Genomic DNA, 26194 nt, shown 5'->3' on the forward strand with positions numbered 1-26194 from the left:
GATGTGCCCGTGCCGAACAGCGAGGACATCCGAGGCGCTCCGCTCTCCGCGCCGGCCGAGCTCCTGAGCAGTCGACCGCCGAGGATCGTGGTCGCCGACGACGACCGCCTCGCGCGCCAGATGCTGGTGAGCATCCTGCACAAGGCCGGCTTCCAGGTCGAGGCGGTCGACGACGGCCAGGAGGCGATCGAGCTCATCGGGCGCGGCGGGGTCGACCTCGCGCTCCTCGACATCGTGATGCCCCGGCTCACGGGCCTCGAGGCGTGCCGGCTGCTGAAGAGCATGACCGCCGAGTCGTTCCTCCCCGTCGTGCTGGTCACGGTGAAGGCCGACACGGCGAGCCGGGTCGAGGGGCTCAAGATCGGCGCCGACGACTACGTGTGCAAGCCGTTCGAGGAGGAGGAGCTCCTCGCGCGCGTCGGGGCGATGCTCCGGATCAAGCGGCTGCACGACCACGTCGCCGCACAGCGCGCGTACCTGGAGCAGCTCTCCATCCACGACGAGATGACGGGGCTCTACAACTACCGCTACCTCTTCACGCGGCTCAACGAGGAGTTCAAGCGCGCGGAGCGCTACCACGAGCCGTTCGCCTGCGTGCTCGTCGACATCGATCGGCTGAAGGCGATGAACGAGATCGGCGGGCGCACCCTCGGCGACGCGGTGATCCGGCGCGTGGCCGACGGGATCCGCCGCTCGGTCCGGGAGGTCGACGTGGTCGCGCGCTACGGCGGCGAGGAGTTCCTCATCGTCCTGCCGAGCACGCACTTCGCCGGGTCGCTGACCGTGGCCGAGCGGATCTGGCGCGAGGCGTCCGGCAACCCGGTCGAGTTCGGCGGCGCGTCGCGGCCGTGCAGCGTGTCGATCGGCGTCTCGCTCTACCCCTCGCGCGACGTCCGCTCCAAGGACGCTCTGATCCGCGCCGCCGAGAGCGCGCTCCACCAGGCGAAGCGCGAGGGCGGCAACCGGATCTGCGTCTTCCAGCAGCACGGCCAGATCTACACGCCGACGGGGAGCGCCGATCCGCCGCCCCCGCCGCCTCCGCCCAAGCTCCGGAAGTCCAGCGATCCCGCCTTCGCCGCGGCCACGGACGAGCCGAGGGAGCCGCAGACGCGCCGGGGCACCGATCTCCCCCCGCGCAAGCCGCTCTAGTCCCGCCCCGCCGCTCCGCCTCGTGAACGCCCGAGCTCGCGCCCGCATCCTCCTCGTCGACGACGAGCCGGCCCAGCGCCGCAACCTCGCGCGCGCGCTCGTGCGCGACTTCGACGTCCTCACCGCGGAGGACGGCCCCGCGGCGCTCGGGCTGCTCGCGACCACCCGCGTCGAGGCGGTGCTGCTCGACCTCGCCATGCCGCGCATGAGCGGCGCCGAGGTGCTCGCGCAGATCAAGGCGGCGCACCCCGACGTCGAGGTCGTGGTGATGGCGGGCCACGCCGAGCTCGACGCCGCCGTCGCGGCCGTGCGCGCCGGCGCGTACGCCTTCGTGACGAAGCCGGTCGAGCCCGAGGCCGCGCTCTCGATCGCCGTCGAGCGCGCGATCGAGCGCCGGCGGCTCGAGGGCCGCGCGCGGGCCCTCGAGGAGCGCGTCGGCGAGCACGAGCAGCTCGGCGAGGTGATCGCGAGCTCCGCCGCGATGCAGGACGCCTACCGGAGGGCGCTCGGCGTGGCGTCCGTGGCCGCGCCCATCCTGCTCGTGGGCGAGCGCGGGACGGGCAAGGAGCTCGTCGCGCGCGCCGTCCACCGGCGCGGGCCGCGCGCCGGGCGGCGGTTCGTCGCGGTCGACTGCAGCGCGCTCCCGACGCCGCGCGCCGAGGAGGAGCTCTTCGGCGAGGGCCGCGGCGCCGCGCCGGACGGGGGCGCCGGCGGGGGCCTGATCGACGCCGCGGACGGGGGCACGCTCTTCCTCGACGAGGTCTCGGCGCTGCCGCTCGCGGCCCAGGCCCGGCTGCTGCGCGTCCTCACGCACGGCGAGGTCGCCGCGGCGGGGGCCGCCGTGGTGGCGGACGCGCCGCGCCGGGTCGACGTCCGCGTCATCGCGTCGACGTGCGCCGACCTGAGGGCGCGCGCCGCCGCCGGCGAGTTCCGGGAGGACCTCCTCTACCGCCTCGGCGTCATCGTCATCGAGCTGCCGCCGCTCCGCCGGCGCCGGGACGACATCGCGCTGCTCGCGAGCCATTTCCTGCACCGGTGCGCGCGCCGGCACGGGCGCGGCGTCGCGCGGATCGGCCCCGAGGCGGCGCGCCTCCTGCGCGAGCACGCCTGGCCCGGCAACGCGGGCGAGCTCGAGAGCGCGATCGAGCACGCCGTGCTCTCCGCGCGCGGCGACGCGATCCTGCCCGCGGATCTGCCGCCCGCGGTGTCGGGGCGCGCCGGGCCGGATCGGCGCCCGCCGAGGGATGCGCTCGTCCTGCCCGCGCAGCTCTGCGAGCTCCCGTACGCGGAGGCCAAGGAGCGCGCCATCGAGGCGTTCGATCGGATCTACATCGGGCGCCTGCTGCAGCGCACCGGCAACAACCTCAGCGAGGCGGCGCGGCAGGCGGGGATGGATCGCTCGAATTTCCGGAGGCTCAAGAAAAAGGTCGCGTCGCGGGGGGACGAGGCGGCGATGGGGGAAGGCGCAGGGGAGGGGGACGGCACAGGGGAGGGGGACGGCACAGGGGAGGGGGACGACGCGGAGGCGGCGGCGCCGCCGCGCAGGGGCGGCGCTGGCTGACGCGCGCGGCGGGCAGAGCGCGCCGCGCAAGCGCGCGGCCAGCTCGTGCTACGTTGCGCCGAAAATGGCCCGACGCGCTGCACGAGGTGCTCTTGTCGCCGCCGCCGTCTCCCTCGCGGTCCGGCTCGCCCCGCTCCCCGCCGCCGCCGACACCGGCGGCGCTCCCCGTCGGCAGGCGGCGGTGGTCCTCGATCTCCCGCGCGTCCTCGCGCTCGCCGATCGCAACCACCCGCACGTCCTCGCCGCCCGCGCGAAGCTGAACCAGGTCCGCGCGCAGCTCGACGAGGCTCACTACGCCCCGTTCTCGCAGTTCAAGCTGACCGGCGGCGTCGCGCTCGCGCCGACCGTCCGCGGCAACAACATCTTCAGCCCGAACACCGACGTCTCGCTCACCTCGAGCCTCGGGGTCGCCTGGCGCGCGAACATCGACGGGGTGGTGCCGCTCTGGACCTTCGGGAAGATCACGAGCCTCTGGGACGCCGCCGAGGCGAACGTCCGCGTGAACCAGGCGAGCGTGGAGAAGGAGCGGGACGCGGTGCGGCTCGACGTCCGCAAGGCCTACTTCGGCCTCCAGCTCGCGCGCGACTCGCGGAGCCTGCTCACGGACGTGCGGACCGAGATGGACAAGGCGCTCCGGCGCCTGGAGGAGCAGGTCGAGCGCGAGGAGGGCGATCCGATCGAGCTGCTCAAGCTGCAGACCTTCGGGGCCGAGCTCGAGGCGCGCGGGGCCGAGGTCGACAAGTACATCTCGGTCGCGCTGGCCGGGCTGCGCTTCTACACGGGCGTCCCGGAGCTCGACATCCCCGACGTCCCGATCCGCCCGCCGAAGCACCGGCTCGGGCACGTCAGCCGTTACCTCACCGCGGCGCGCCTGTACCGGCCGGAGCTCGCGCAGGCGCGCGCGGGCCTCGACGCGCGGTCCGCCCAGGTGCGGCTCGCGCGCGCGCAGCTGTTCCCCGACATCGGCATCGGGCTGCAGGCCGGGGTGAGCGCCGCGCCCGAGGTCGCGGATCAGCTGAACCCGTTCACCAGCGACCCCGGCAACTACTTCCACTACGGCGCCGCGCTCGTGCTGCAGTGGAAGCTCGACCTGCTCCCGCAGTCGGCGCGCATCCGCTTCGCCGAGGCGCAGCTCGAGGAGATGGCCGCGACGCAGCGCTTCGCCATGGGCGGGGTCGCGACCGAGGTCGAGACCGCCTACGCCGAGGTGGTGGAGGCGCAGAAGCGCCTCGACGCCTACACGAAGGCGGCCAAGTACGGGAAGCGCTGGCTCGTGATGGTCCAGCAAGGAATCGACGTCGGGACCATGGCGGAGAAGGACTTGATTGATCCAGCCAAGGCGTACGCCACGAACCGCTTCAGCCAGCTGAACGCGACGATGGAGCTCGACATGGCGATGTCGCGCCTCGCGAAGGCGACGGGCTGGGACGCGATCGCTCCGGACGGCACGTGACCGAGGGGGCGGCCGCGCTGAGCGCGTGGGCTGCCTCGCCGGCGCCTGGCCGCCCCCGTCCGACCTTCACCGCGGCTTGAACGCGACCGTCCTTGGCACTACGGTGGCGCGCCAGCATATGGGAGCCAACGACGAGCGGGCGCCGCGCAGGGTGGCTTTGGCGGCGAGCGGGGATGCGGCGCGGCGCGGCGCGGGCGGCGCGTCGGGCGCCTCCACCATCGCGTTCTCGGTCCTGCTCGCCGCGTCGGCCCTCGCCATCATCGGGACGCTCCATTTCGTCGCCTACGTCGTGCCGACGGAGGCCTCGATGGGGGTCGTGCAGAAGATCTTCTACTTCCACGCCCCGGCCGGCTACGCGATGTACCTCGGCGCGACCGCCTGCTTCATCGGCTCGGCCGGCTACCTCGCGCGCGGCACGCAGTGGTGGGACTCGCTGGCGAAGGCCGGCGCGCAGGTCGCCGTGGCCATGGGCCTCATCGTCCTCATCACCGGCCCGCTGTGGGCCGCCAAGGCGTGGGGCGTGTACTGGACGTGGGACCCGCGCCTGACGACCTCGCTCCTCAGCGTCCTTATCTACATCGCCTATGTCGTGCTCCGCGCCTTCACGGGCGACAGCGAGGCCGAGCGCAAGTTCGCCGCGGCCCTCGGCGTCCTCGGCGCGGCCAACCTGCCGATCATCCATTATTCGGTGAAGATGTGGGGCGGTAACCACCCCACGGTCATCACGGGCAAGGGCGGTGGCCTCGGGCACCCCGACATGAAGCTGGCGCTCGGCTTCGGCTTCCTCTCGTTCACCCTGCTCTCCCTCGCGCTCCTGTGGTCGCGCCTCCGCGTCGATCTCGCGTCCGCGCGGCTCGCGGAGCTCGAGCAAGAGGCCCTCGAAGTCGGTATCGGAGAGGACTGACAACGTGAAATCCCTTCATTCCTTGTTCTCCCACGCGGCCCTGCAGCAACCGACGGGCACGGCCACGGACGACCGAGCGCAGGCGTTCCGCCCCGTGGAGGGCGGGAACGAGATGCAGAGCGGCGAGAAGCTGCTCGTCGAGGCCTACGCCGCGATCTGGCTCATCATCTTCGGGCTCGTCTTCCTCTCCTGGCGCCGGCAGAAGCAGATCGACCGGCGCATCGACGCGCTCGAGGCCGCCGTGCGGAAGGCGCGGGCGGGCGCGGGCGCGGGTCAGGGAACGAGCTGATGCCGAACCTCGGGGAGATGACCCCGCAGCACGCGCTCTACATCCCCGTGGTGCTGATGCTGGGGCTGATCATCGGCTATATCCTGGGCAGCCGCGCCGTGCGCGCCGAGCTCGAGCGACGCAAGCGCAGAATGAAGGAGTGAGCGGGGGCGCGAGCCCTCGTCCCCGTTGCCGGCGGGCGCGGCGAACGCCGTCCCTGCCGTACTAGCCGGAGGTCACGTGGTCGATTTCTCTCTGAGCGAAGAGCACAAGGCTCTCATCGATACGGCGCGTCGCTTCACGAAGGAGCGCATCACCCCGATCGCGGCCGAGTGCGATCAGAAGTCGTCCTTCCCGATGGACGTCTTCGTGGAGGGCTGGAACATCGGCCTCGTCAACCCGACCTGTCCGGCCGAGTACGGCGGCCCGGGGATGGGCGAGATGGAGAACGCCCTCCTCGCCGAGGAGCTCTCGTACGGCTGTACCGGCATCCAGACGAGCTTCCTCGCGAACGGGCTCGCGCTCACGCCCATCAAGCTCGCGGGCAGCGAGGAGCAGAAGAAGAAGTACCTCGGCATGCTCACCGCCGAGCCGATCATGGCGAGCTACTGCACGAGCGAGCCGGACGCGGGCAGCGACGTCGCGGGGCTCAAGACCCGCTTCACGAAGCACGGGGACGACTACGTGCTGAACGGGCAGAAGTGCTGGATCACGAACGCGAGCTACGCGCGCTACTACGTGATCTTCGCGACCGCGAACCCGGAGCTCCGGCACAAGGGGATCGCGGCGTTCATCGTCGATCGGGACACGCCCGGCCTCCGCGTCGGCAAGAAGGAGGACAAGCTCGGCCAGCGGGCGAGCGACACCGCGCAGGTGTTCCTCGAGGACGTGAAGGTGCCGAAGCAGAACCTCCTCGCGGCGGAGGGGCACGGCTTCAAGCTCGCGATGGAGACCTTCAACCAGACCCGCCCCGACATCGGCGCGGCCGCGACGGGCCTGATGCGCCGCTGCCTCGACGAGTGCGTGGCCTACGCGAAGGAGCGCAAGACGTTCGGCCAGCCGATCGGCAACCACCAGCTGATCCAGTGGATGCTCGCGGAGATGGCGATCCGCGTCGAGGGGACGCGCCTGCTCTACCAGAAGGCCGCGTGGAACCTCGATCACGGGGTGCGCGACCCCATCGTCTCGAGCTTCGCGAAGGCCTACGGCGCCGACAGCGCCATGCAGACCGCCGTGGACGCCGTCCAGGTGTTCGGCGGCAACGGCTACGTCAAGGAGTACCCCGTCGAGAAGATGATGCGCGACGCGAAGGTCCTCCAGATCTACGAAGGCACGAGCCAGATCCAGCGCATCGTCATCGCGCGCCAGCTCCTGTCGTAGCGCGCGGCGCGCCGCGGGGCCGGCAGGGCGCCGGGGGAGCGATCGCCTCGCCCGGCGTCCCGCCCTTCGCCGGCGCGCCGCCGCCGCGCCGGCCCGCCGCGAGGGCGGACGGCGTCACGTCTGCGGGTGCCAGATCAGCGTCAGCTCGGGGCCCAGCGTGAGGGCCAGGCCCTCGGCGGGGATCATCACGCGGCGCACCTTCTGGCCCGCGTACCTCGTCCCGTTCGTCGAGCAGAGATCGAGGGCCATGACCTCGGCGCCGTCGCGCAGGAGCAGCAGGTGGGTCCGCGAGATGTGGGTGCTCAGGACGGCGCGCAGCCCGCGATCCAGGCAGTTGTCCGCGCGCCCGAGCAGCACGCCGTCCTCGAGCGCCTTCTCGGGCAGCTCGACCGCGGCGCTGCGCTCGCTCGACTGCAGCGTGAGCCGCACGTACCCGGTCTTCGCGCGCGGCGCGACCATCTCCTCGATGTGCGAGACGGGCCGCACCGACGTGATGTGCGAGATCTCCCCGCGGGCGAAGCGGTGGCTGGTCGTGATGCCCTCGGTCGGCGACGGGGGCACGGCGCCGTCCGCGGGCTTCTCCGAGACGCTCTCGAGCCCGCGCGGCGGCTCGCTCATCCCGCACGAGCTCACCTCTAGCACCCGCGACGAGGCGCGCGGCCCGACCGGGAGCCCGCCGACCACGTGCTTGCCGATGCGCACGAGCAGCGGGCCGCTGACCACGATCGAGCGCCGCGGCACGTCGTCGTCCACGAAGAACGGGATCGAGGTCTGCAGGTCCATGAGCCGCAGGCCGAAGCCGCCGTCGGGCAGGTTGCAGCACGTGGCGACCAGGTGCCGCACGCACACGTCGTCGCCCGACGCGAACTTCACGTCGCAGCGCGGGTGCGAGCCGAACACGGCGTACGCGCCGGTGTTCGCGGGCATGTCCAGCCACGCGACGTCGCCGCCCGACACCCGGAACAGGCGGTAGCCCTCGATCATCGGCGACTCGGGCGGGTTCAGCGCCATCACCGCCTCGGCGGTGGACAGGGCGCGCCGCATGGTCGCGACGTCGATCCGCGGTTGCACGGTCATCGCGCGCTCCGGGCGACGCGCCGAGTCGCGCGCGGGATCGCTCGCGGCGCCGGCCTGCCAGGCTCGAGCGTGAACGGCGGAATCGCTGTGCGGGCCTGCGGCGGCGCCGCGGCTGGAGCGAGCGTGGTGGATGGCAGACAGCAGCAAGGCCTCATGCGGTCGAGCCGAATCCTACCGGAATTTTTCGTCTGAGGCTCTTTCGCTGCACGTCCCGAATCTGCTGCGGCCGCCGGGCGAGGGGCGAGACGACGGATGTCCGGCTCAGCTCACGCCGACGCTGACCTCCGCAACGAGCTCGCCGCCCCAGCGCCAGAAGGCGACCGAGCGGCTGAACAGGAGGATGACCTCCAGCCCGAGCCCACCGCCGAATTCGAGCCGAAAGCGCCCGACGTCCACCTCGATGAGTTGCATGCCCCCGGAAGACGCGAGAGTCGGGCCAACCGTGGATCCGTGCGCGTTGCACGCTGGTGTGTCCGCCGGGGGCACGGCCTCGCCGCGGCCGGTGCGCAGGGCGTGCCGGGCCGCGTCGGCGTGGCCCCGGCAACGATCGCGCGGCGCGGGGCCGGGGCGAGCGCGGACGAGCGCAGGCGAGCGGGCGCGGAGCGACCGCGCGGTCGCCGAGCGCCGCGCGATTTTGACGCCGCCCGCACGGTGTCTATCCTGGTCGCGGTGTCCCGGATCCTCCCGCGCTTCGACTATCGCATCGAGTTCGCCGCATCGACCGATGTCGGCCTCGTCCGCCCGAGCAACGAGGACCGGATCCTCTGTTGCCCCGAGCTCGCCCTCTTCGGCATCGCCGACGGCATGGGCGGCCACGCCGCCGGCGAGGTCGCCGCCCAGATCGCGATCGACACGGTGCGCGACGAGGTGCTCCGCCCGCCCGCGGCCGCCATCCTCGACGCCTACGTGGCCGACCCGAACATCGAGGCGCGCCGCGAGGTGTTCGCGCTGCTCCGCCGCGTGGGCGAGGCGGCGCACGCGGCCATCCTGGAGGCGCGCCGCACCGAGCCGAGCTACCAGGGGATGGGCACGACGCTCGACTTCGTGGTGCTCGCGCACAGCCGGGCCTTCTTCGCCCACGCGGGCGACAGCCGCGCGTACCTCGTCCGCCCGACCACCACCGTCCAGCTCACGCAGGACCACGCCCTCTACGACACGCTCCGCGCGGCCGGCACCCCGACCCCGGCCAGGAAGCCGCAGCGCAACCCGCTCGTGAACGCGATCGGGCTCGCCGGCACCGTCTCGGTCGACACCCTGTTCGTCGATCTCTCGCGCGGCGATCGCATCCTGCTCTGCACCGACGGGGTGCACAACGCGATCGAGAGCGAGGCGTCGCTCTCCCGCTTCTGCGCGAAGGGCGGCCCCCAGGACGTCGCCGAGGGCCTCCTCAAGCACGCGCGCGAGCGCGGCGGGCTCGACAACGCGAGCGTGATCGTCATCGACATCATGGATCGCTTCGTGAAGCGCGCGGACGACGCCGGTCCGTCCTCGCGCGACCTCTCGGTGCTGTCCGCGTGCCCGCTCCTCGCCGGCATGAGCCCGGCCGCGGTGCTCGGGGCGCTCGCGGCGGGCGTCGAGGTGGAGCTCGGCGCGGGCGATCGCATCCCGCGCGACGTCGCGAGCGATCTGGTCGCCTACCTGGTGCTCGACGGGGCCGTGGACCTGCCCGACGGGCGGCGGATCATCTCCTCCGGCCTGCTCTTCCCGGAGTCGCTCGTCGGCGCGCGGCGCAAGGGCGACCTGCCGGTCGCCGCGGCGCGGACGCGGCTCATCCGGATCCGCAAGGACGATTTCGCCGAGGTGTGCGAGCACGACGCCGAGCTCGCGGCGGCCCTGTACCAGCGGCTCGCGCGGTACCTCGCCCTGGGGACCGGCTGAGCGGCGCCTCCGCGATGCAGCTCTCCCTGCTCCACCTGGACGATCGCGTCGCGGCCTTCGCGAAGCCGTCCGGGCTGCTCGTGCACCGCGGCTGGGGCACCGCGCCGGTCGTGTTCGTCGATCTCGCCGAGCGGGCGCTGGGCCGGAAGGTGTTCCCGGTCCACCGCCTCGACCGGGCGACGAGCGGCGTGCTGCTCGTCGCGCTGGACGCGGCCGCGGCGGCGCTGCTCGGCGCGCAGTTCGAGCAGGGCCTCGCGCGGAAGCGCTACCTGGCGCTCGTCCGCGGCGTGCCGCCGGAGCGCGGGTGCATCGATCACCCGATCCCGCGGCGTGAGGGGGGCCCGCGCGTCCCGGCCGTCACCGAGTTCGAGCGGCTCCACGCGCTCGAGCGCTACGCCGTGGTCGAGGCGCGCCCGCGCACGGGGCGGCTGCACCAGGTGCGGCGGCACCTCAAGCACATCAGCCACCCGATCATCGGCGACGTGAACTACGGCAAGGGCGAGCACAACCGCCTCTTCCGCGAGCGCTACGCGCTGCACCGCCTCGCGCTGCACGCGGCCGAGCTCGCCGTCGCCCACCCCGAGACGGGCGCGCAGCTGCGCATCGCCGCGCCGCTGCCCGACGACCTGCGAGGGCCGTTCGACCAGCTCGGCGTGCCGGCGTGGATCGGCACGGCGCCTGGGGCGTGAGCGCGCCCGCGGCGCGCCGGCGATCCTCCTTCGCGGGGCCTGAAGCGCGCTAGGCGGCTTCCGGATCGCGGCGCTTCGGGGCGGCGCCGTGCCCCGCCCGGACCCCGTCGAGCGAGAGCGCCGGGCCTCGCTGGGCGAAGCCGCCGTCGAAGGGGTTCTCGGCGAGGAACATGGGCGTGTCGAGATCGACGAACGAGAACCCGCCGAGGCCGGCGGCGAAGCAGGCGGACGCCGTCATCGCGAGCACCGACTCGACCATCCCCCCGATCATCAGGCCGAGCCCCGCCGCGCGGGCGACCGCCGCGACGTCGAGCGCCTCGGCGATGCCGCCCTTCATCAGCTTGATGTTGACCACGGTCGCCGCGCGCTCCGCCGCGACGCGGAGGACGTCCGCCGCGGAGGCGGCGCTCTCGTCGGCGGCCACGTCGACCCCGGCGCGCCGCGTGACCTCCTTCATGCCGTCCCAGTCGTCGCGCGGCACCGGCTGCTCCAGGAGCGCGACGGTCGCGCCGAGCCGGCGCGCGTGCGCGACGAGCGCGAGCGCCTCGGCCGCCGTGAGCCCGCCGTTGCCGTCGAGGATCAGCGACGCCTCCGGCGCCGCCGCGACGATCGCCTCGAGGCGCGCCGGGTCCGACGCGGCGAGGCGGCCGCCGACCTTCACCTTGAGCGCGCGGAAGCCCATGGCCGAGGCGCGCCGCGCGGCCTCCTCCGCGCGCTCCGGCGAGCCCGTGGTGATGGTGATGTCGGTCGTGAGCGCCGTCCCCGCGCCGCCGAAGAAGGCCCAGAGCGGCATGTCCGCGCGCTTCGTGAGCGCGTCGAGGATCGCCGTCTCGATCGCGCAGCGCGCCGCGCCGGCGCCGCCGCCCGCCGCGGCGCGGAGCGCGACCGCGATGGCGCGCCACGCGCGCGCGTCCGCGCCCACGACGGCGGCGCGCAGCGAGAGGGCGGCGGCGCGCGACGCCTCCTGCGTCTCGCCGTTGAAGGCGGGGAGCGGCGCGGCCTCGCCGAAGCCGAGCGTCCCGTCGGCCAGCGCCACGGTGACGAGGAGGTTCGCCGCGCGCTCCTGCGCGCCGCCGGCGATGCCGAACGGCTCGTGCAGCGGGATGTCGAGCGCCTCGACCGAGACGCGCTGGATCAGGGTAGGGGACATGAGGATAGCCGCCGCCTCGCGAGGCTCACGGGGAGGGGCGGGCGCCGTCGTTCGGCGCGGGCGCCTCGGCCGGGGGAGGCGCCGCGTTCGGAGCTGCCGCCGGCGCCGGCGCGTTCGGATCGGCCGGCGGCGCTGCTGCCGGCGCTGCCGCCGGCGGAGGGGCCGCTTCGCCGAGCAACGCCTCGATCTCGCGGGCGATCTTCTCCTCTTCGCCGTCCTCGTAGCCCGCGTGGACGTGACGCACGACGCCGCGCCGGTCGACGATGAAGGCGGTCGGCATCCGCCGCGGGCTATAGCTCTTCACCGCGCTTTGGTCCTTGTCCCAGAGGATCTTGAACTTGACGCCTGCCTCGTCCGCGAACGCGACGAGCTGCTCCTTCGAGACGTCCTCGGGGGCGTCGAGGGCGACGGCGAGCACGGCGAGCCCGCCGCCGAAGCGCTCGACGAGCTCCTGGTACTTGGGAAAGGACTTCCGGCAGGGGTGGCAGTAGGTCGCCCAGAAGTCGACGATCACCACCTTGCCGCCCGCCTCCTTGAGCGTGGCGGGCCCTTCGCCGCTCACGACCTCGGCCGCGAGCTCGGGGGCCGCCGAGCCGACGAGGCCGCCGCCCGCCTCGGGCGCCGGGGGGGCGGGGGGCGCGGCGCCGCCGCAGCCGGCCGACAGCGACAGGGCGAAGGAGGCGCAGAGGACAGCGGCGACGCGGGCGAACGATGGGGTCCGGCTCATGGGGCGATCTCCCTCTCCGATCATCATGGCTCGCGATCGACGACGGAGGCGAGCATCTCCCCCTCGGCGCAGAGCGTCCCGTCGACGCTCGCCTCGCCGCGCAGCTTCCACACGTTCGAGCGGTGGTGCAGCACCTCGACGTAGAGATCGAGCCGATCGCCGGGCGTCACCGTGTGGCGGAACTTCGCCTTATCGATGCCGAGGAAGAACATGAGGTTCGACGTCGCGTCGAACGGGTCCGACGCGTAGGCGAGGATGCCGCCGAGCTGCGTGAGCGACTCAAGGATCAGCACCCCGGGCATGATCGGCCGCTGGGGGAAGTGCCCCTGGAACCAGGGCTCGTTGTACGCGACGCACTTGTAGCCGCGGATGCTCTTGTTGGCGGTGACCTCCGTCACCCGATCGACCATCACGAGCGGGTAGCGGTGCGGCAGGATCGACAGGATCTGATGGATCTCGAGCGAGACGGGCTCTTGGGTTCGGTCGGGCAAGGCCGGCTCCTTTCGGCGGCGTGGCGCGCGCGGGCAGCGCGCTACTTGGCGTCGTCCTTCTTCTCCGCCTTGTCGCCGCCCGCGTCGTCCTCGCCGCCGCCGGTGTTGTAGAGCTGAACCACCTGCTCCGTCAGGTCGAGATCCGCGCGCACGTAGGGGGCCGCCTGCTTGTCCAGGATGATCTCGTAGCCCGACTTCTTCGCGACCCGGGCGACGATGACCATCATCTTCTTGATGATGGGCCCGGTGAGCTCGCCCTGCTTCTTCTGCAGCTCCTTATTGTAGTCGACGAACACGGTCTGGAGCTCGACCATCTGGCGCTGCCAGTCCTCCATCCGCTTTTGCAGCGACTCGCGCGAGAGCACGCGCGACTGCTTCTCGATGTCCTCGCGCGCTTTCTGCAGCTCGGTCTGCTTGGCGTCGAGCTCCTGCTGGCGCCGGTCGAAGAGCTTCTTCAGGGTGGCCTGCGCGCGGATGCCGTCCTCGGTCTGCATGACGGCGTGCTGCACGTCGACCACGGCGATCCGGGTCTCGGCGGCGGCGACGCTCGGCGCGGCGAGGGCGAGCGACACGACGGCGGCGCGGGCGATCCGGACGAGGAGCGGCGCGGGACGATGCACGGGGGAGCGGGCGACCATTCGAGGCGATTACCCGCCGCGTGACGGACGGTCAAGGTGTGCGGGGCAGGGCCACGGAAGGTGAGGGTGCGTCGATGGCGGCTCGTCGCCCGCCGCTCCGCCGCTCCGCCGCGGCGGAGCGGCGGCGGGTCCCTCGGTCAGCGGCGGTGGATCAGAGGCACTCGCCGGAGATGCAGTCCTTGCCGTCGGGGCAGGGCTCGTCGAGCGTGCACTCCGGCGCGACCTCCTCCCGCGTCTTGCAGAAGCCGTCCTCGCAGCGGACGAAGCGGCTATCGATGAGCCTGCAGGCTTGCTCGCTCTCGCACGGGTAGTGGCAGTAGCCGTCCTCCATGCACTCCTGGCCCTGGGCCGCGCAGGACGTGGCGGCGCAGCCGGGCTGCGGCGACGGGTCGGCCATGCAGGCGCCGGTCACCGCGTTGCAGACCTCGCCGGGGGCGCAGTCGTCGTGGGTGGCGCAGCCCGCGGCGCACGCGCCGTCGACGCAGAGCGCGCCGCCCTCGCACGGCGCCGCGTCGCTGCACTCGGGGTTCTCGGCGTCGGGGACGCAGACCCCGCGGTCGCACCGCGTGCCGGGCGCCTCGCAGGGGACGCTGTCGGAGCAGCCGTCGGCACACTCGCCGTTGACGCACAGCCGGCCCGCGCCGCACTCGTAGCTGAACTCGCACGCCGCGATGCAGAGCCCGTCGACGCACCGCGTGCCGTCCGCGCACGCGTCGTCGCCGTCGCAGGGACATGTGGTGAGGTCCGCGTCGCAGGCGGCCTCTCCGCCGCCCTCGCCGCCCGGACCGGCGCCGCCCTGGGCGACGCCGCCCTGGCCGGCGCCGCCCTGACCGCCGACGTCGGGCTCCGCCGGGCGACAGCCGTAGCCGTCGCAGATGAGGCAGTTCTCGCCGTCGCGGTCGCAGTGGACCGCGGCGTCGCCGCAGCCGCCACAGCCCGTCGCGGTCGCGGCGAGCATCAGGAACAGCGCGCCTCGACCCAGGATCTTCGCAAGGGGGGAATGAAGAAGCATCGAAGTCCTCCAGCGGCGGCCGGCACCGGCGCGGCCCTCCCGCACGACTACCATGCCGCGCGCTAACACGCAGCGTGCCACGGGGCGGCTGGAGAGGCGTCCCACGGGGCGGCCGGAGAGGATCGCGGGGAAGCCGGATCGGCCTCTCGCTTTGTGAACCTGCGTTCACCAGCGCTCGTCGCGCGAGGTTCACTGGCCCGCGGGCGCAGCGCGAGGCGGGGCGGCCGTCGCTCCGGGCCCGCACGGATCCGCCGGACGCAGCAGGGGTTCCGGTCAGGGCGCAGGCGCGCTCGCCGCGAGCGGTCCGGCCGGCCGCCCCCCGCGGCTCACGAGCGGTAGCCGGCGTTCACGTCGACGTAGCCGTGTCCGAGGTCGCTCGTCAGGTAGGAGAAGTCGCCCGGGCCGCTGCCGAGCACGAGCTCGATGACGTAGGTGTCGCGCGCGAGCACCTCGTTCGCCTTGCGCTCGGCTTCCGCCCCGATCGGCGCGCCGCTCTGCACGATCGGGATGCCGCCGACGAGGATCTGGGCCTCGGCCGGATCGAAGGGCACGCCGGCGCGCCCGGCGGCGGCGAGCAGCCGCCCCCAGTTCGCGTCCTTGCCGAACAGGGCGGTCTTCACGAGCATCGACGTGGCCACCGTGCGCGCCACGGCGCGCGCCGCGTCGCGCGTCGAGAGCCCGCGGACGCGGATCTCGGCGACGTGCGTGCTGCCCTCGCCGTCGGCCACCATCGAGCGCGCCAGCTCGCCGCAGACCTCGGTGAGGGCCGCCGTGAGCTCGTCGCGCGACGCGCGGCGCTGGGACGCGCCGGAGGACAGGAGGAGCACCGTGTCGTTGGTGCTGGTGTCCCCGTCGACGGTGCACGCGTTGAACGTCACGTCGCACGAGGCCGCGAGCGCCTCGTTCGCCTCGCCGGGGTCGAGCACGGCGTCGGTGAACAGGAAGACGAGCATCGTCGCGTGGGGGGGGCCGACGTCGGGGTGGATCATCCCGGCGCCCTTGCCGATGCCGAGCAGCGTGGCGCCCCCGGCCAGCTTGCGTTGAGAGAGCTTCGGCCAGCGGTCGGTCGTGCAGATCGCCTGGGCGAAGTCGAGGTAGCCCTTCGGCGAGAGGCGCGCCGTCAGCTCGGGGACGCGCTCGACGATCCGGTGCGCCGGCAGGACGGCGCCGATGACGCCGGTCGACGCGGGGAGGACCTCGTCCTCCGGGGCGCCGATGGCCTCGGCGACGGCGCGCGTCGTGTCGAGGGCGGCCTTCCAGCCGGCCTCGCCCGTGCAGGCGTTGGCGCATCCGCTGTTGGCGACGACGGCGCGCGCGCGGCCCGATTGGACGCGCCGCATGGCGATGTCCACGGGCGCCGCGCGCACGAGGTTCCGGGTGAACATGCCGGCCACCACCGCCGGCTGATCGGCCACCGCGAGCGCGACGTCGATACGTCCGTCTTTCCGGATCCCCGCGCTGATGGCGCCGAAGCGAAACCCTGCAACTGGCTCGAAGCTCATGAGGGCGCGGAGTCTACGCACGAACGCGCGCCGGGAGAAAGCGGCAATGGGGGCCCAGAGGCCACGTCGAGCGCTGTCGGGCGGATCGCTCGCGGAGCTCGGCGCCGCGCTCCGGCGGCGGAGCCCGTCCTCGGGAGCGGCTCCGCCGCCAGGGAGCTCGGATGCGGCGCGTTTCTCAGGGCCGCTCCGCTCTTCCCTCTCTTCGCGTCGCCGCGGGTGAGACGTCCGGAGGCGGCCGGGCTGAGCGCGACCTTTGCAATGCTCCGGGACGATGGTCGCCGTCCGGATCGTCGATATCAAAGGTCTGTATCTCCCGGGCTCTCCCGACAGCTCCGCGCCGCCGGGGACGACGCGAGCGGCTGGATACAGCCCCGGATACACGAGCCTGGACAACCAGGGACGCGTCTACATCAATCGAGATCTCGACGGGCGATGGGCGAGGAATACGCAGCTCATCGAGATCACCGCCGAGGTGACGAGCCCCGACGGCGAGCTCCCGGAGGGCGCGCGCATCCGCTGGAGCGCGCGCGATCCCGACGACCCGTTCAACGAGCGGCCGGAGGTGCACCCGGACTGGGCTCCCACCTTCGACGAGAACGACTACGACGCCGCGGGGGCCTACGTGGGGCCGGCCGAAGACGACAACGAGGGGACGCCGGACCGGAGCCCCAGCTGGGAAGAGGTGGACGGCTATCCGATGTCCGACGCCACGGAGACCAGCGCGAGCACGGCCATCGTGGGGATGAGGAGCACGATCCGGCGCCACGTGACCGATATCGCCGGCGACAACCTGATCGTCCGCGCCGAGGTCGAGGCCGAGGGCCTCGCGGAGGCCGCCGCCGACGAGACCGGGATCATGACGATGTGGCGCCGGATCGACGTCGAGTACATCCGCATGGAGAGCGCGTCCCCGCTGCCGCTGGACCAGGTGCCGAGCCATTTCGCCCCGGTCTTCACCCAGCTCGATTTCTCCGAAGAGCGGGTGATCCAGGACCGGCAGCACCTCGCGCCCGACGCGAGCACGCTCGGGGAGCATGCGCCACGCTTCGTGAGCGAGGCCTTCTCGCACGCCGGGGAGCCGGGCTGGTTCTGCCTGATCGCCGCGCTCGAGCCGCACCCGGTGCCCGAGGTCCAGGGCGCGCCGCTGTTCACCGGGGTGGTCACGATCCGGGACGGCGGAGAGGGAGAGAGGCGACGGGAGTACGTGGAGATCCCGGGCCATCACCCCGAGGCGGGCCATGTCACGTTCCGCTGGAACGGCGAGCAGATCGGGTTCTCGGTGGCGATCGCGACCCTCCTGTCCGACCCGCCGCGGACGCAGCTCTGGCTCGAGCCGCACGACATCCAGAGCCAGTTCACCGCGGGCGACGGGTCCCTCGCGCACGCCTACAGGGACCGCCTCTTCTTCTTCCCTCGCGCTCGCCGCAGCGGCGCTTCGTGGGAGCCCCCGGGCTACGGCATCCCGGCGCGCGTCGAGGCCGTCGTGCGGGGGGCGGGCGTCGCCTACGCCGCCGGCATGAGCCCCACGATCGACGTCGGAACGGCGAGGTACTTCGCCGGCAGGACCATCCTCTTCACCCACCACCGGGCGTGGTGGGACGCCGCGCGCGAGCAGCCCCGGCCCGGCTACGAGCAAGGCACGCTCCACACCATCGTCCACGAGCTCACGCACGCCTTCGGGATGCCGCACAAGTGCGGCTACTTCGACTACCGGACGCCGCGCCGGACGACGTGCTGCATGAACTACCGCACCCACTGGATGATCGACGCCGACCAGCAGCTCATCCCTGGGACCGCCGGGCTGGTCGGCGCCGACCTGTGCGGGCGCCACGCGAAGCAGACCCGGCGCGTGCGCCTGGAGCTCAACAAGGGACTTCGATGGAGATGAGGGGGTGTCATGTCCGATGAACACGCGCGGAGCGACCGGGATCCGGCCGGTCCGCCGGGGCTTTCGCTGCGCTCGCTCGATCACGATCGCCGCTACGTGCTCGGCTTTCCCCTGCACGTGGCCATCACGCTGTGCGCCGACCGACCCGAGACCTGCATCCGGCGCCTGCCGCGCCCGAGCTGGGCGGGCAACGCCGGCGCGATCGGCGTCCGCCTCGCGCGGGCGGGCACCGGCGAGGAGATCGTGAGGACCGATCCGTCGCCGGTCGCGCTCCCCGAGCACGGCACGCCGGTGTTTCGCCTGTGCCCGGGCGCGTGCAGACGCATGCTCATCGACGTCTCGTCGTTCCTGCCCGCGGGGCTCGAGCCCGGGAATTACACGCTTGCGGTCGTCTACGCGGGGCCGCCGGACCGGGTGGAGAGCGCGCCGGTGCCGATCGAGCTCGCGGCGCCGAGCGCCGAGGAGCAGCGCGAGCTCCTGCGCCTCGCGCCCGAGCTCGCCCGCGCGGGCTCGTGGGGCCGCTGGACGAGCCTCCCCCCGGAGGGCGGCGCGCCGGCCGCGGCCCGCGGGGCGCCGGGCGATCCGCTCCGCTTCAACAGCATCTTGCGGGCCCTGATGTACGGGCCGGAGTCGCTCTGCGACGTGGATCCGGCCGTGCTCGACGCGCTCGACGGCGTCTATGCGCCGGAGGCCCACGCGCTGCGCGCCGAGCTCCACGCCGCGCGGGGCGACGCGGCGCGGCTCGCGGAGCAGGCGCAGCTCATCCGGACCACCTACCCGGGGCTCGCCTGGTGGCTCGAGCGGATCGAGGCGGGGGAGAGCGAGATCGGCTTCGTCCGGGCATGCCGGGTGACGCCGCGCGGCGGGTGAGCGCCGGCGCGCGCCGCGAGGCGGGCGCGCCGCGTCCACACGCGGATCACCGAACTGCAACACGACCTTCACCACCCGCGAGGTACTCCTGTCGGGAAGCAATGGTGACGACGAGGCGACCCATGGCCGGTAGCAGCAGCCGGAGCGCGCGGGCGTGAGCGCGCTCCCCCCCGACATCGTCACGGCGCTCCCGGGCGCCGAGGCCACCGCCGTCGCCTGGCGCACGCAGGGCCAGCGGTACATCACGATCATCGTCAAGGCGAGCTTCGCGTTCACGCCCGGCGCGGCCATGTGGCGGACGGAGCCGCAGGAGATCCTCCGCGCCGAGGTCCATCACGGCAAGAACCCCGCGCGGAGCGTGCGGTTCACCGGCGACCTCGCGCCCTACCTGGGCCGCGCCGACATCCTCTTCACGGGCGACGCGCACGCCCCCCTCGGCGCGCAGGTCCTGTCCTTGCCGGTGCGGCTCGCGATCTTCGGCGCGAGCGGCTGCGCGCTCGACAAGCGCCTCCTGGTCCGCGACAAGAAGCCGTTCCAGCGGGTGCCGCTCGTCTACGAGAAGGCGGTCCGCGGCGCGAACGGGTGCGACAACCCGTTCGGCGTCGACCCGAGCGAGGGCGAGGCGATCGTCGTCGATCCGCAGGACCCGGCGCGGCCCGCGGGGTTCGGCCCGATCGCGCGCGCCTGGCCCGCGCGCAAGCGGCTGCTCGGCAAGATCCGGCGCGAGGCGCTCGAGGGCGCGAACGCGGAGATCCCCGCGGGCTTCGACTGGTCGTACTTCCAGGCGGCGCCCCCGGACCAGCAGATCGATTTCCTGCGCGGCGACGAGTGGATCGTGCTCGAGAACCTGCACCCGGCCGCGCCGCGGCTGGAGATGCGCCTGCCGAGGGCGCGCGGGGCGGCGCGGATCGAGGGGCTCGCGGCGTCCGGGGGCGAGATCCTGGAGCTCTGCGCCGATACGCTCCGCATCGACGGCGCCGAGCAGCGCTGCACGGTCGTGTGGCGCCAGATCGTGCCCGTCCCCGGCGAGGACGACCTCGCGGCCCTGCGGATCGCCGCCGGCGTCGCGATCGACGGCGAGGAGCTCGCGTGGCCCGAGCGGCGCCCCGGGCGAGCCGGGCGCGCCGAGGCAGCGCATCCGGCCGAGCCCCGGATCGGTCCGGAAGGGACCGTGCTGATCGAGGAGCCGCCCGGCGCCTCCGCGCCGGTCCTCCCGTGGGGCGCGGACCCGGGGCGCACGATTCACCTCTCGGACGACGAGATCGAGATCATCGATCTGCTCCAGGGACCGCAGCAGACGATCGCGCTCTCCGAGGAGCTGAGCGCGGCGGCGGTGCGCGCGCCGGCGCTGCCGTTCGAGCCCGCGCCCGCCGCACCAGGGCCGGCGCGGCCATGCTGGCCGGGGCTCGCGTCACCGCAGGTCGACATCGCCGCCTCGAGCCGGACGATCGCCCTGTCGGACGCGGACGAGGCGCGCGCCAGCGAGCGGCCGGCGACCCCGTTCTTCCTCCAGCCGACGCCGCCGCGCCTCGCGATCGACGCGCCGATCCCCGGCGCCCCGTGGTGCAGCGAGCGCCCTTCGCCGGCGCCCGATCTGTCCTCGGGGCTCATGACCCTCGCGCTGGACGACGAGGTCGCGCCCCCGCGCGTCGAGGTCGCGCCCCCGCGCGTCGAGGCCGTCCTCCCGGCCTCCCCGGCCGTGGGGGGCCTCGGCCGCGAGCCCGAGCCGCCGGCCGCCTCCCGCTTCTTTCACGTCCTCCGGTGCCCGGGCGACCCGCCGCCCTCCGAGCCGCTCCCGCCGCTCGGCGAGGACGACGACGTGAGCCTCGAGCGGTGCGCGATCGTCGCTGCGGAGCTCGAGGAGCGGCCGATCCCCCGCGCCGACGTGCTCAAGGCGCACGGCCTCTCCGAGGCGCGCTGGCAGGAGGCCGAGGGGCGCTGGCGCGAGGCGATGGCGGACGAGGTCAGGCGCCGCGAGCGAGCGCTCCGCGACCGGTTCGACAAGGCCTATGTCAGCGCGTGGGAAGCCGTCCGCGGCGCCTTGAGCGCGACCGACTACGCCCGGCTGGTCGTCGCGACCGAGCGCAACGGGGTCTCCGCTGCGCTCGGCGAGCGCGCGATCCGGCGCACCGTGTGGGCGCGCATGCGGCGGGTCTGGGCCAGGCGGCTCGCCGACGATCCGCGCCTCCGATCCCGGGTCGAGGCCGAGATCGCGAGCCTTCGCGAGGCGCCGCGGCCGCGCGCGCAGGGCGGCGCGCTGTCGGCCCACGCCCTCTGATCGCGCCGCATCGCGCGCCGTCGCCCTCGCGCCGTCCGGTCCGAGGGCGATCGCGCCCCGGCCCCCACGCCGCGCCCGGCACATGCGCGGCGCGCCGTGCCCCTTGACCGCGGCGCGCGGGGTTCCGAACATCGGTGCTGGTGCAAGCGATGGTTCGTCCATGATCGACGCGTTGACGCTGGGCAGGGAGCTCGCGGGCCGGTACAGCGTGGATGGGCTGCTCGGCGTGGGCTCGATGGGCGCCGTCTTCCGCGCGCGCCACCTCGCGCTGGCGCGGGACGTCGCCATCAAGGTGCTCACGGGGTACGCGGAGCCGAACGCGGGCGAGCGGATGCTGCGCGAGGCGCGCATCTCGGCCCTCATCAAGTCGCCGCACGTGGTGAGCTGCTACGACTTCGGCTTCCTCTCGAGCCGGTCGCCGTTCATGGTGATGGAGTACGTGGGCGGCCCGTCGCTGGCCGCGCGCCTCCAGGGCGGGCCGCTGCCGCTCGACGACCTGCGGCGCTACATGCTCCACGCGGCGCGGGGGATGGCCGCCGCGACGGAGCTCGGGGTGATGCACCGCGACCTGAAGCCGTCGAACATGCTGATCGCGCCGTCCGGAGAGCTGAAGGTCGCCGACTTCGGCCTCGCGCGCCTGACCGCCACGACCGGGCCCACGGCCCTGCGCGAGCAGCCCCTCACGGCGATGGGGACCGTGCTCGGGACGCCGTTCTACATGGCGCCCGAGCAGGCGTGGAGCCCGCAGGAGAGCGACACGCGCGCGGACATCTACAGCTACGGCGCGTCGTTTTACCACGCCGCCACGGGGCAGCGGCCGTTCGAGGAGCAGGAGCTCCTGCCGCTCTTGCTCGCGCACCGGCAGGACATCCCGGCGCGGCCGCGGGCGCTCCGGCCCGAGCTCGACGAGGACGTGCAGGCCGTCCTGGAGCGCTGCCTGGCCAAGGACCCGAAGGACCGCTTCCAGTCGTTCGAGGAGATCGAGGCCGCGCTCCTGGGCGCGCAGAGCGCGCGCTGGGGCGATCCGCACGACATGACGCTCCGCGCGTACCTGGAGCAGTACCAGCGCGTCCGCCCCGTCCTCCTGGCGGGCGGCCCGGTCGGGCCGGTGACCTCGTTCCAGTTCCACGGGGACAGGACGCTGTCGATCGTGCGCGCGAACATCGCGTCCGTGTCCGCCGACGCGCTCGTGAGCTCGGACGACGGGCAGCTCACGATGTCCGCCGGCGTGGCGATGGCGCTGAACCACGCGAGCGGCGGCGTGTGCCACCTGGAGACGCGCAAGTACGTGCCCGTGCGCCACGGCGGGGTGGTGGTCAGCTCCGCCGGCAGGCTGAGCGCGCGGTTCGTCTTCCACGCGATCACGCTCGACTGGGATCACGTGGCGACCTACCGGCCGACCCGCGATCTCATCCTGCGGCTCCTCGAAGGGTGCTTTTACCACGCCGACACGATGAAGCTCCGGAGCATGGCGCTGCCCCTGCTCGGGTCCGGGCGGGCGGGCTTCTCACCCGCCGAGTGCCTGGACACGATGGTCGAGTTCCTCGTGAAGGCGATGCTCCTCGGCGGGACCGGGCTCTCGCACGTGACCATCGTGCTCCGGGACGGGCACGCGTTCTGAGGCGCCTCTCGGCCCGGCGGGGCCGCGCGCGGCCGCGCTCGGGGCCGCGCCGACGCCGAAGGCCAGGAGCGCCATGGGGTGCCATTGCCAGTTGTTCTCGGGCGATGTCATCGGTGACCTCGGAGCTCTGTTGCGGCGCGCGCGGCCCCGTGGCCCGGGGCGCTCCGGCGACGCAACGGCGGGTGGATGGATGCCGTTCGCCTGCGAGCCTGTGCACAGGGCCTGCCATGCCGGGCAGCGGGCGCGCCGGCCGATCCGGCCGCGCCGATCAGCGCCGCGAACCAGGGGAGCGGGCGCCGGCGCGATGACGGAACGCCGCAGGGGCGACGGACGGGTGAGCCGATCAGGCATCACGCACCGGAGCGGGCTCCGGGCCGCGCGCGACCGACGTTGGGCTCGGCGAGCGAGCCGTCGTCGTCTCGGTCGCTCAGCGAGCGCCGGCGCCGTTCTGCGGGGCCGCGACGGACAGGCGCAGCGGCCCGATCCCGGGCGCGCCGGCCGTGGCGCCGGCGATGTCGATGACGAGCTCGTCGCCGGACACGATCGGCCCCACGCCCTGGGGCGTCCCGGTCGCGATCACGTCGCCGGGCTCCAGCGTCATCACCCGGCTGATGTACGCGACCAGCGCGGGCACGCTCCAGAGCATCTGCGCGGTCATCCCGTCCTGCCGCACCTGGCCGTTCACGATGGCCCGCACGCGGAGCGCCGCGGGGTCGACCGCCGTCTCGATCCACGGCCCGACCGGGCAGAACGTGTCGAACCCCTTGCCGCGCGTGAACTGGACGTCCTTCCTCTGCAGGTCCCTCGCGGTGATGTCCCCCAGGCAGGTGTAACCGAACACGTGATCCGCCGCCTCCTCCGGCCGCACGGCCTTGCAGCGGCGGCCGATGATCACGCCGAGCTCCGCCTCGTGCTCGACCCGCTGGCTCTCCGGCGGGAGCACGATCGACTGGCCCGGGCCGATCAGCGCCGAGGGCGGCTTGAGGAAGAGCAGCGGCTCGACCGGGACCTCGTTGCCCAGCTCCTGCGCGTGTGCGGCGTAATTGCGCCCCACGCACACGATCTTCGTGGGGGCCACGGGGCAGGCGAGGTCGACGTCGGCCCACGCCACGGCCTCGCCGGTGGTCTTGCCGCCGAGCCAGGGCGGTGCGTCGAGGACGAGCGCGGCCGCGCCCTCGAGGCGGGCGAAGAAGGCCGGGCGATCTTGATCCGGAGGCGAGAGACGGGCGAAGCGCATCGCGCGAGCAAAGCGCGATCCCCGCGTCGCGGCAAGCCCGCGCCCGGCGCGGCGCGCGGTCGCGCCCGCGCCGTCACGTCCGCGTCGTCACGGATGCGGCGGCGCGGCGCCCCGCCGCCGCGCGACGAGGCGGGCCTCGTGGCGCCCTTCCTCGAGCCACCCTTCGTCGTAACGGACCACCTCGAGCGCGTCGCCGAGGAGGCCGGGGAGCTCGCCGTCCTCGAGCAGCCAGCGCGCGCTCGGGTGCGCGTGCCGCAGCAGGTTCGACCGCGTCGGATGCACGACGACGAGGTGGCCGCCCGGGGCGAGCTCCGCCGCGCAGGCCCCGAGCCTGCGCTCGAGGAAGTAGAAGATCAGGATCAGGTCCCAGGGCCCGCCGGGCAGCGGAGCGCGCTCCACGTCGAGCGCCACCGTGCGCAGCGCGAGCCCCTCGCGCGCCGCGGCGCTCCGCGCGACGCCGAGCCCGACCTCGGAGATGTCGGCCAGCGTCACGTCGAGCCCGCGCCGCGCGAGCCACAGCGCGTGCCGCCCCGCGCCGCCGGCCAGATCGAGCGCGCGCCCGCGGCGGGGCAGGAGCGGATCGAGCGCCGTGAGCACCGCCGAGGGCTCGCCCGGATCGCCGCCGCCCTCGCGGTAGCGGGCGTCCCACCTGATCCGATCGTCGTCCGACACGCTGGCCTCCTGTCCGGTGGAGCGCGCCGCGCGCAGGAGCAGGCCCCCCGCAGGGCGGCGCGCGCACGAGGGCCCCTCGCGCTCGGGCTCGAGTCGAGCCCGAGCGCGCCTCGCGCGGCGCGGAGCCTACCACCGCCCTGTTCGGCGGCGCGAGGGCAGGGCGGGGCGACGGCGGCTGGACGCGCGCGATGACCTGGCCTACCACGCCGGCCGCGCCGCCATGCCCGAGTGCCTGACCCTGGCCCCCACCCCGGATCCCCGCCGCTTCCGCGCGCCCGACGGCGCGCTGCTCTCGCCGCCCGAGGACTGGGCGTGCCTGCCGCCGGGCGACGCCGGGCTCACCCGCCGGGTGAAGCTCGCGGGCCCCTCCTGGATGGTGGTCGAGAAGCGCGGGAGAAAGACGTTCTCCCGGGGCCTCTGGGCGCCGGCCGCCAACATCGACGCCGCGCGCGCCGCGCTCGAGGCCGAGCGCAGCACGCCCTCCTACGCGAAGAAGCGCGAGGCGGACGCCCGGCGGCGGGAGCGCGACCAGGAGGCGTACGTGCGCGAGTTCGAGGCCGAGGTCGCGGCGTTCCTCCGGTTCTCGCCGCGCTACGCGGCGCTCGCGCGGGCGCTCGCGGCCCGCGTGACGCAGCACGCGACGCCCGTGGGCAGCGGCACGGTCGCCCGCACGGAGCGGATCCCGGTCGCGCGGCGCGCCGAGTCGGCCGTGATCGCGTGGATGCGGCACCAGACGACGGCGTACGACACGATGGCCATCCCGCGCGTGAAGGGGATGCGCCGCGAGGTGCGGCGCGATCTCGCGCAGATCTCGCGCGCGATCCTCGACCTGCACCGCGGCGACGCGCCGCACGCGGCCGCGTCGTGCCCGCTCTGCGGCGCGCTGGCCGGCGCCGGCGCGACGGCGCCCGGCCCGGCCGAGCGGGCCTAGCCCCCTCGGGCGTCGAGCAAGCCCTCGTCGACGAGCCGGGCGCGCAGCCCCGCGGCGCCGTCGAACACGTGCGCGCGCATCCCGGCCGCGGCCGCCGCGTCGCAGTTCTCCGCGCGATCGTCGACGAACAGGCAGTCGCCCGCGTCGACGCCGATGCGGCTCACGAGGCGATCGAAGAACTCGCGCGCCGGCTTGCGCACGCGCAGGTGATGGCTCGAATAGACGCCCTCGAACAGGGCGTCGAGCGCGAAGGCCTCGCGCAGCTCCTCGACCCACACGGGGTAGTTGCTCGCCACGAACCGGAGCGCGCGGCCCTGGAGCGCCTCGACGATCTCCCGCACGCCGGGCAAGAAGCGATATTCCGCGCGGCGCACGCGGTTGAAGGCGTCGATATCGAACGAGACGCCCTCGGCGCCCTCACGGAAGAACCGGCGGACGAACTCGGCCTCATCGATCTCGCCGCACTCGAACGCGGGCCAGCACGTGGGGTCGCGGTGCCGGGCGACGTCGCCGGGCGCGGCCGCCCGGATCGCCGCGGCGAGCGCCTCGCGGTACGGGTCGTAGAGGACGGTGTCCATCAAATCGAAACAAACCGCGCGGACGATGCGGACCCTACGGACCATACGGTACGAAGCCTAGCACCGGCGAGCGCCCGTGTGAGCGCGCAGGTCACATCGGCTTACAGGTTTTGCCGCCACACGGGTGAGTTGCGGTGAGGGCGCCTCAGACGGGGCAGACGGGGCAGACGGGGCAGACGGGCACCGACTGACACCGTATTTTAGAAACCATGTCTCGCAATGGGCAGATTTCTGGCTTAT

Annotated in this window: 25 protein-coding genes; 14 read left to right on the forward strand and 11 right to left on the reverse strand. The window is 73.8% G+C overall.

Annotated elements, in window-relative coordinates; genetic code table 11:
* Positions 1-9 precede the first annotated feature (9 nt).
* The 7 genes from WMF33_RS17030 (at position 10) to WMF33_RS17060 (ending at position 6715) form a co-directional block, all read left to right on the forward strand.
* A complete protein-coding gene (locus tag WMF33_RS17030) occupies positions 10-1149 on the forward strand; it encodes a diguanylate cyclase (protein WP_437338117.1) in 1140 nt (379 codons plus the stop codon).
* A 22-nt stretch (positions 1150-1171) separates the two neighbouring features.
* Positions 1172-2710, forward strand: a complete 1539-nt coding sequence (locus WMF33_RS17035; protein ID WP_437338118.1) for a sigma-54-dependent transcriptional regulator — start codon at positions 1172-1174, stop codon at positions 2708-2710.
* A gap of 64 nt (positions 2711-2774) precedes the next feature.
* Positions 2775-4163, forward strand: a complete 1389-nt coding sequence (locus WMF33_RS17040; RefSeq protein WP_437338119.1) for a TolC family protein — start codon at positions 2775-2777, stop codon at positions 4161-4163.
* A gap of 118 nt (positions 4164-4281) precedes the next feature.
* Positions 4282-5067: a cytochrome c biogenesis protein gene (locus WMF33_RS17045; protein WP_437338120.1), complete on the forward strand. Its 786-nt coding sequence runs from the start codon at positions 4282-4284 to the stop codon at positions 5065-5067.
* Between the two features lie 4 nt (positions 5068-5071).
* The gene (locus WMF33_RS17050) at positions 5072-5356 is read left to right on the forward strand and encodes a CcmD family protein (RefSeq protein WP_437338121.1); all 285 of its coding nucleotides are present in this window, start codon (positions 5072-5074) and stop codon (positions 5354-5356) included.
* Positions 5356-5499 carry a hypothetical protein gene (locus WMF33_RS17055; protein ID WP_020735434.1) on the forward strand — a complete coding sequence of 48 codons (144 nt, stop codon included), beginning with the start codon at positions 5356-5358 and terminating at the stop codon, positions 5497-5499. The genes WMF33_RS17050 and WMF33_RS17055 overlap by 1 nt, the downstream gene beginning before the upstream one ends.
* A 76-nt stretch (positions 5500-5575) precedes the next feature.
* Positions 5576-6715, forward strand: coding sequence for an acyl-CoA dehydrogenase family protein (locus WMF33_RS17060; RefSeq protein ID WP_061622194.1), 1140 nt, complete (start codon positions 5576-5578; stop codon positions 6713-6715).
* A gap of 114 nt (positions 6716-6829) precedes the next feature.
* Here WMF33_RS17060 and WMF33_RS17065 read toward each other — a convergent pair whose 3' ends face one another.
* Both WMF33_RS17065 and WMF33_RS17070 read right to left on the reverse strand, forming a co-directional pair.
* Positions 6830-7792 carry an FHA domain-containing protein gene (locus WMF33_RS17065; protein WP_437338122.1) on the reverse strand — a complete coding sequence of 321 codons (963 nt, stop codon included), beginning with the start codon at positions 7790-7792 and terminating at the stop codon, positions 6830-6832.
* Between the two features lie 261 nt (positions 7793-8053).
* Positions 8054-8203, reverse strand: a complete 150-nt coding sequence (locus WMF33_RS17070; protein ID WP_020735437.1) for a hypothetical protein — start codon at positions 8201-8203, stop codon at positions 8054-8056.
* 258 nt (positions 8204-8461) lie between these two features.
* On the opposite strand from WMF33_RS17070, the gene WMF33_RS17075 reads away from it, so the two are divergent.
* Together WMF33_RS17075 and WMF33_RS17080 are read left to right on the forward strand one after the other, a co-directional pair.
* A complete protein-coding gene (locus WMF33_RS17075; protein ID WP_437338123.1) occupies positions 8462-9670 on the forward strand; it encodes a protein phosphatase 2C domain-containing protein in 1209 nt (402 codons plus the stop codon).
* 14 nt (positions 9671-9684) lie between these two features.
* On the forward strand, positions 9685-10359 hold the full coding sequence (locus tag WMF33_RS17080; RefSeq protein WP_437338124.1) for a pseudouridine synthase: 675 nt from the start codon (positions 9685-9687) through the stop codon (positions 10357-10359).
* A 49-nt stretch (positions 10360-10408) separates the two neighbouring features.
* Here the strand turns inward: WMF33_RS17080 and WMF33_RS17085 are convergent, their stop codons facing one another.
* The 6 genes from WMF33_RS17085 to argJ form a co-directional block, all read right to left on the reverse strand.
* Positions 10409-11509 carry an enolase C-terminal domain-like protein gene (locus WMF33_RS17085; protein ID WP_437338125.1) on the reverse strand — a complete coding sequence of 367 codons (1101 nt, stop codon included), beginning with the start codon at positions 11507-11509 and terminating at the stop codon, positions 10409-10411.
* Positions 11510-11534: 25 nt separating this feature from the next.
* The gene (locus tag WMF33_RS17090) at positions 11535-12236 is read right to left on the reverse strand and encodes a TlpA family protein disulfide reductase (RefSeq protein ID WP_437338126.1); all 702 of its coding nucleotides are present in this window, start codon (positions 12234-12236) and stop codon (positions 11535-11537) included.
* 23 nt (positions 12237-12259) lie between these two features.
* The gene (fabZ, locus tag WMF33_RS17095) at positions 12260-12727 is read right to left on the reverse strand and encodes a 3-hydroxyacyl-ACP dehydratase FabZ (protein ID WP_020735442.1); all 468 of its coding nucleotides are present in this window, start codon (positions 12725-12727) and stop codon (positions 12260-12262) included.
* A 41-nt stretch (positions 12728-12768) separates the two neighbouring features.
* Positions 12769-13347, reverse strand: a complete 579-nt coding sequence (locus WMF33_RS17100) for an OmpH family outer membrane protein (RefSeq protein WP_236644638.1) — start codon at positions 13345-13347, stop codon at positions 12769-12771.
* A gap of 169 nt (positions 13348-13516) precedes the next feature.
* Positions 13517-14377 carry a hypothetical protein gene (locus WMF33_RS17105; protein WP_437338127.1) on the reverse strand — a complete coding sequence of 287 codons (861 nt, stop codon included), beginning with the start codon at positions 14375-14377 and terminating at the stop codon, positions 13517-13519.
* Between the two features lie 326 nt (positions 14378-14703).
* Positions 14704-15879 (reverse strand): bifunctional glutamate N-acetyltransferase/amino-acid acetyltransferase ArgJ, encoded by a 1176-nt coding sequence (argJ, locus tag WMF33_RS17110; protein WP_437338128.1) that lies wholly within the window; start codon positions 15877-15879, stop codon positions 14704-14706.
* Between the two features lie 271 nt (positions 15880-16150).
* On the opposite strand from argJ, the gene WMF33_RS17115 reads away from it, so the two are divergent.
* From WMF33_RS17115 to WMF33_RS17130, 4 genes are all read left to right on the forward strand, one after another.
* Positions 16151-17767, forward strand: coding sequence for a hypothetical protein (locus WMF33_RS17115; RefSeq protein WP_437338129.1), 1617 nt, complete (start codon positions 16151-16153; stop codon positions 17765-17767).
* Positions 17768-17776: 9 nt separating this feature from the next.
* Entirely contained in the window at positions 17777-18637 is an 861-nt protein-coding gene (locus WMF33_RS17120) for a hypothetical protein (RefSeq protein WP_437338130.1), read from the forward strand.
* A gap of 154 nt (positions 18638-18791) precedes the next feature.
* Complete coding sequence (locus tag WMF33_RS17125) at positions 18792-20915, forward strand: DUF2169 domain-containing protein (protein ID WP_437338131.1); 2124 nt, start codon at positions 18792-18794, stop codon at positions 20913-20915.
* 160 nt (positions 20916-21075) lie between these two features.
* On the forward strand, positions 21076-22536 hold the full coding sequence (locus WMF33_RS17130) for a serine/threonine-protein kinase (RefSeq protein WP_437338132.1): 1461 nt from the start codon (positions 21076-21078) through the stop codon (positions 22534-22536).
* Positions 22537-22963: 427 nt separating this feature from the next.
* On the opposite strand, the gene WMF33_RS17135 is transcribed toward WMF33_RS17130, so the two are convergent.
* Both WMF33_RS17135 and WMF33_RS17140 read right to left on the reverse strand, forming a co-directional pair.
* A complete protein-coding gene (locus WMF33_RS17135; RefSeq protein ID WP_437338133.1) occupies positions 22964-23773 on the reverse strand; it encodes a fumarylacetoacetate hydrolase family protein in 810 nt (269 codons plus the stop codon).
* Between the two features lie 87 nt (positions 23774-23860).
* Positions 23861-24445 carry a class I SAM-dependent methyltransferase gene (locus WMF33_RS17140; RefSeq protein WP_437338134.1) on the reverse strand — a complete coding sequence of 195 codons (585 nt, stop codon included), beginning with the start codon at positions 24443-24445 and terminating at the stop codon, positions 23861-23863.
* 220 nt (positions 24446-24665) lie between these two features.
* Here WMF33_RS17140 and WMF33_RS17145 point away from each other — a divergent pair, with 220 nt between their 5' ends.
* Entirely contained in the window at positions 24666-25376 is a 711-nt protein-coding gene (locus WMF33_RS17145) for a DUF2293 domain-containing protein (protein ID WP_437338135.1), read from the forward strand.
* Here the strand turns inward: WMF33_RS17145 and WMF33_RS17150 are convergent.
* Complete coding sequence (locus WMF33_RS17150; protein WP_437338136.1) at positions 25373-25999, reverse strand: HAD family hydrolase; 627 nt, start codon at positions 25997-25999, stop codon at positions 25373-25375. The genes WMF33_RS17145 and WMF33_RS17150 overlap by 4 nt on opposite strands.
* Between the last annotated feature and the right edge of the window lie 195 nt (positions 26000-26194).

It is taken from the genome of Sorangium sp. So ce394 (assembly GCF_051474665.1).
GTDB classification, from domain to species: Bacteria; Myxococcota_A; Polyangia; order Polyangiales; family Polyangiaceae; genus Sorangium; species Sorangium cellulosum_D.

What these genes read in the sequence shown, in the direction of transcription:
- WMF33_RS17105 (WP_437338127.1), bottom strand. Translation starts at nt 14,377, where the DNA reads ATGCTTCTTCATTCCCCCCTTGCGAAGATCCTGGGTCGAGGCGCGCTG.
- WMF33_RS17055 (WP_020735434.1), top strand. Translation starts at nt 5,356, where the DNA reads ATGCCGAACCTCGGGGAGATGACCCCGCAGCACGCGCTCTACATCCCC.
- WMF33_RS17080 (WP_437338124.1), top strand. Translation starts at nt 9,685, where the DNA reads ATGCAGCTCTCCCTGCTCCACCTGGACGATCGCGTCGCGGCCTTCGCG.
- WMF33_RS17135 (WP_437338133.1), bottom strand. Translation starts at nt 23,773, where the DNA reads ATGCGCTTCGCCCGTCTCTCGCCTCCGGATCAAGATCGCCCGGCCTTC.
- WMF33_RS17040 (WP_437338119.1), top strand. Translation starts at nt 2,775, where the DNA reads ATGGCCCGACGCGCTGCACGAGGTGCTCTTGTCGCCGCCGCCGTCTCC.
- WMF33_RS17115 (WP_437338129.1), top strand. Translation starts at nt 16,151, where the DNA reads ATGGTCGCCGTCCGGATCGTCGATATCAAAGGTCTGTATCTCCCGGGC.
- WMF33_RS17120 (WP_437338130.1), top strand. Translation starts at nt 17,777, where the DNA reads ATGTCCGATGAACACGCGCGGAGCGACCGGGATCCGGCCGGTCCGCCG.
- WMF33_RS17085 (WP_437338125.1), bottom strand. Translation starts at nt 11,509, where the DNA reads ATGTCCCCTACCCTGATCCAGCGCGTCTCGGTCGAGGCGCTCGACATC.
- WMF33_RS17045 (WP_437338120.1), top strand. Translation starts at nt 4,282, where the DNA reads ATGGGAGCCAACGACGAGCGGGCGCCGCGCAGGGTGGCTTTGGCGGCG.
- WMF33_RS17070 (WP_020735437.1), bottom strand. Translation starts at nt 8,203, where the DNA reads ATGCAACTCATCGAGGTGGACGTCGGGCGCTTTCGGCTCGAATTCGGC.
- WMF33_RS17130 (WP_437338132.1), top strand. Translation starts at nt 21,076, where the DNA reads ATGATCGACGCGTTGACGCTGGGCAGGGAGCTCGCGGGCCGGTACAGC.
- WMF33_RS17090 (WP_437338126.1), bottom strand. Translation starts at nt 12,236, where the DNA reads ATGAGCCGGACCCCATCGTTCGCCCGCGTCGCCGCTGTCCTCTGCGCC.
- argJ (WP_437338128.1), bottom strand. Translation starts at nt 15,879, where the DNA reads ATGAGCTTCGAGCCAGTTGCAGGGTTTCGCTTCGGCGCCATCAGCGCG.
- WMF33_RS17065 (WP_437338122.1), bottom strand. Translation starts at nt 7,792, where the DNA reads ATGACCGTGCAACCGCGGATCGACGTCGCGACCATGCGGCGCGCCCTG.
- WMF33_RS17145 (WP_437338135.1), top strand. Translation starts at nt 24,666, where the DNA reads ATGCCCGAGTGCCTGACCCTGGCCCCCACCCCGGATCCCCGCCGCTTC.
- WMF33_RS17150 (WP_437338136.1), bottom strand. Translation starts at nt 25,999, where the DNA reads ATGGTCCGTAGGGTCCGCATCGTCCGCGCGGTTTGTTTCGATTTGATG.